The sequence below is a fragment of the Streptomyces sp. W16 genome (assembly GCF_033194735.1).
Lineage (GTDB): Bacteria > Actinomycetota > Actinomycetes > Streptomycetales > Streptomycetaceae > Streptomyces.
In genome coordinates this window covers 1-3,237 of record NZ_JAWOAI010000795.1, presented here as the reverse complement: position 1 = coordinate 3,237, position 3,237 = coordinate 1, and the positions used below count along the sequence as shown (strand labels likewise).

The 3,237-nt window shown below is 69.4% G+C and carries 3 protein-coding genes; all 3 read left to right on the top strand.

Annotation, left to right across the window (positions count from 1 at the left end):
- Positions 1–1,164: leucyl aminopeptidase (locus R6V09_RS49410; protein ID WP_317887979.1), on the top strand; the 1,164-nt coding region annotated here is incomplete at its 5' end.
- Positions 1,165–1,490: 326 nt separating this feature from the next.
- A complete protein-coding gene (lpdA, locus tag R6V09_RS49405) occupies positions 1,491–2,879 on the top strand; it encodes a dihydrolipoyl dehydrogenase (protein ID WP_317887978.1) in 1,389 nt (462 codons plus the stop codon).
- Between the two features lie 57 nt (positions 2,880–2,936).
- Positions 2,937–3,237: biotin/lipoyl-containing protein (locus tag R6V09_RS49400; protein WP_317887977.1), on the top strand; the 301-nt coding region annotated here is incomplete at its 3' end.

Sequence of the window (3,237 nt, the reverse complement as noted above, 5' to 3'; positions counted from 1 at the left end):
CCCCTCACCGACGCGGCCGACGCCGGCGCGATCGCCGAGGGCGCGCTGCTCGGCGCGTACTCCTTCGACGCGTACAAGGACAACGGCAAGAACGCGAAGGGCAAGGGCCCGCTCGGCGAGGTCGCCCTGCTCGGCGGCAAGCCGCGCGACAAGGAGTACAAGGCGGCCGTAGAGCGCGCTCTGGCGGTCACCGAGGAGCTGAACCGCGCCCGCGACCTCATCAACACCCCGCCGAACGACCTCGACCCCGAGGCCTTCGCCGCCGTCGCGCAGACCGCGGCCAAGGAGCACGGCATCCAGGTGCAGGTGCTCGACGAGAAGGCCCTCGAAGAGGGCGGCTACGGCGGCATCCTCGGCGTCGGCGCCGGATCCGCGGCCGGCCCGCGCCTGGTGAAGCTGTCGTACACGCACGAGGCGGCGACCAAGCACCTCGCGTTCGTCGGCAAGGGCATCACCTACGACTCGGGCGGCATCTCGCTCAAGCCGGCCGGGCACAACGAGACGATGAAGTGCGACATGAGCGGTGCCGCCGCCGTGTTCGCCGCCGTCGTCACCGCCGCCCGCCTGGGCCTTGAGGTCAACGTCACCGGCTGGCTGGCGCTCGCCGAGAACATGCCGTCCGGCTCCGCGACCCGTCCCGGTGACGTGCTGCGCATGTACAGCGGCAAGACCGTCGAGGTCCTCAACACGGACGCCGAGGGCCGGCTCGTCCTCGCGGACGCGCTGTGGGCGGCGTCGGCGGAGAAGCCGGACGCGATCGTGGACGTGGCGACGCTGACCGGGGCGATGGTGCTGGCGCTCGGGAGCCGTACGTTCGGTGTGATGGCGAACGATGACGCGTTCCGCTCCGCGATCGTCGAGGCTGCGGAGGAGGTCGGGGAGCCGTCGTGGCCGATGCCGTTGCCTGAGCACCTGCGTAAGGGGATGGACTCCCCCACCGCGGACATCGCGAACATGGGTGAGCGGATGGGTGGCGGGCTGGTCGCCGGGCTGTTCCTGCGGGAGTTCGTGGGTGAGGGGATCACCTGGGCGCACGTCGACATCGCGGGGCCGGCGTTCAACGAGGGCGGGCCGTTCGGTTACACGCCCAAGGGTGGGACGGGGTCTGCGGTGCGGACGCTCGTGCGGCTTGCGGAGTTGACTGCGGCGGGAGATCTGGGCTGACGTTCGCCTAGTAGCTCGATGCCTTAGGGGCGCGGGCGGCTGCGGGTCGGTTGTGGCCGGTCGCGCCCCGCAGCGGAGCTGCATATCGATACAGCCCCGCGCCCCTAGGGGGTCGCACCCTAGGTGTCTCAACAATTCAACGTCTCTCATGTGAGCGTGTGGCGTCTCACACCCAGGCCCGGCGTCTCGTTGGGCCTCGACAAGTGCGAAGATGGGCTCGGCAGGACAGGGCCCCCACCACAGGGCCGAAGAAAGAGCGGCCGGACACCAGCCGCCGCGCGGTCACTGACGACCGGCGTACGGCGCACATGCATGGAGGACGTGACGTGGCGAACGACGCCAGCACCGTTTTCGACCTAGTGATCCTCGGCGGTGGTAGTGGCGGTTACGCCGCGGCGCTGCGCGGGGCCCAGCTGGGACTGGACGTCGCCCTGATCGAGAAGGACAAGGTCGGCGGCACCTGCCTGCACCGGGGATGCATCCCCACCAAGGCTCTGCTCCACGCGGGCGAGATCGCCGACCAGGCCCGCGAGAGCGAGCAGTTCGGTGTCAAGGCCACCTTCGAGGGCATCGACGTACCGGCCGTCCACAAGTACAAGGACGGCGTCATCTCCGGCCTGTACAAGGGTCTGCAGGGTCTCATCGCATCCCGCAAGGTGCACTACATCGAGGGTGAGGGCAGGCTCTCCTCCCCCACCTCCGTCGACGTCAACGGCCAGCGCATCCAGGGCCGCCACGTCCTGCTGGCGACCGGCTCCGTGCCGAAGTCGCTGCCGGGCCTGGAGATCGACGGCAACCGGATCATCTCCTCGGACCACGCCCTCGTCCTGGACCGCGTGCCGCAGTCCGCGATCATCCTGGGCGGCGGTGTCATCGGCGTGGAGTTCGCCTCCGCGTGGAAGTCCTTCGGCGCCGACGTGACGATCATCGAGGGCCTCAAGCACCTCGCCCCCCTTGAGGACGAGAACTCCTCCAAGCTTCTTGAGCGCGCGTTCCGCAAGCGCGGCATCAAGTTCAACCTGGGCACCTTCTTCTCGAAGGCCGAGTACACCGAGAGCGGCGTCAAGGTCACCCTCGCCGACGGCAAGGAGTTCGAGGCCGAGCTGCTGCTGGTCGCGGTGGGCCGCGGCCCGGTCTCCGCCGGTCTCGGCTACGAGGAGCAGGGCGTCGCGATCGACCGCGGCTACGTCCTGGTCGACGAGTACATGCGGACGAACGTGCCGACCATCTCCGCCGTCGGCGACCTGGTCCCCACGCTCCAGCTCGCACACGTCGGCTTCGCCGAGGGCATCCTGGTGGCGGAGCGGCTGGCCGGTCTGAAGGCCGTCCCGATCGACTACGACGGTGTCCCCCGGGTGACCTACTGCCACCCCGAGGTCGCCTCCGTGGGCATCACCGAGGCCAAGGCCAAGGAGATCTACGGCGCGGACAAGGTCGTCGCTCTGAAGTACAACCTCGCGGGCAACGGCAAGAGCAAGATCCTGGGCACCTCGGGCGAGATCAAGCTCGTCCAGGTGAAGGACGGTGCCGTGGTCGGCGTCCACATGGTCGGCGACCGCATGGGCGAGCAGGTCGGCGAAGCCCAGCTGATCTACAACTGGGAGGCGCTGCCCGCCGAGGTCGCGCAGCTCATCCACGCCCACCCGACGCAGAACGAGGCGCTCGGCGAGGCCCACCTGGCTCTGGCCGGCAAGCCTCTCCACTCCCACGACTGACCCCCTCGGTCGGACGACGACACAGACTTCCGCAATTCGTAAGGAGCAACCGAAACCATGGCGGTTTCCGTAACCCTTCCGGCGCTCGGTGAAAGCGTCACCGAGGGCACTGTCACCCGCTGGCTGAAGGCCGAGGGCGAGCGAGTAGAGGCCGACGAGCCGCTGCTCGAAGTATCGACCGACAAGGTCGACACCGAGATCCCCTCGCCGGTCGCCGGCGTACTGGCCTCCATCAAGGTGGCCGAGGACGAGACCGTCGAGGTCGGCGCCGAGCTGGCCGTGATCGACGACGGTACCGGCGCCCCCGCCGCTGCCCCGGCCCCGGCCGCAGAGCCCGCTCCCGTGGCCGCTCCGGCAC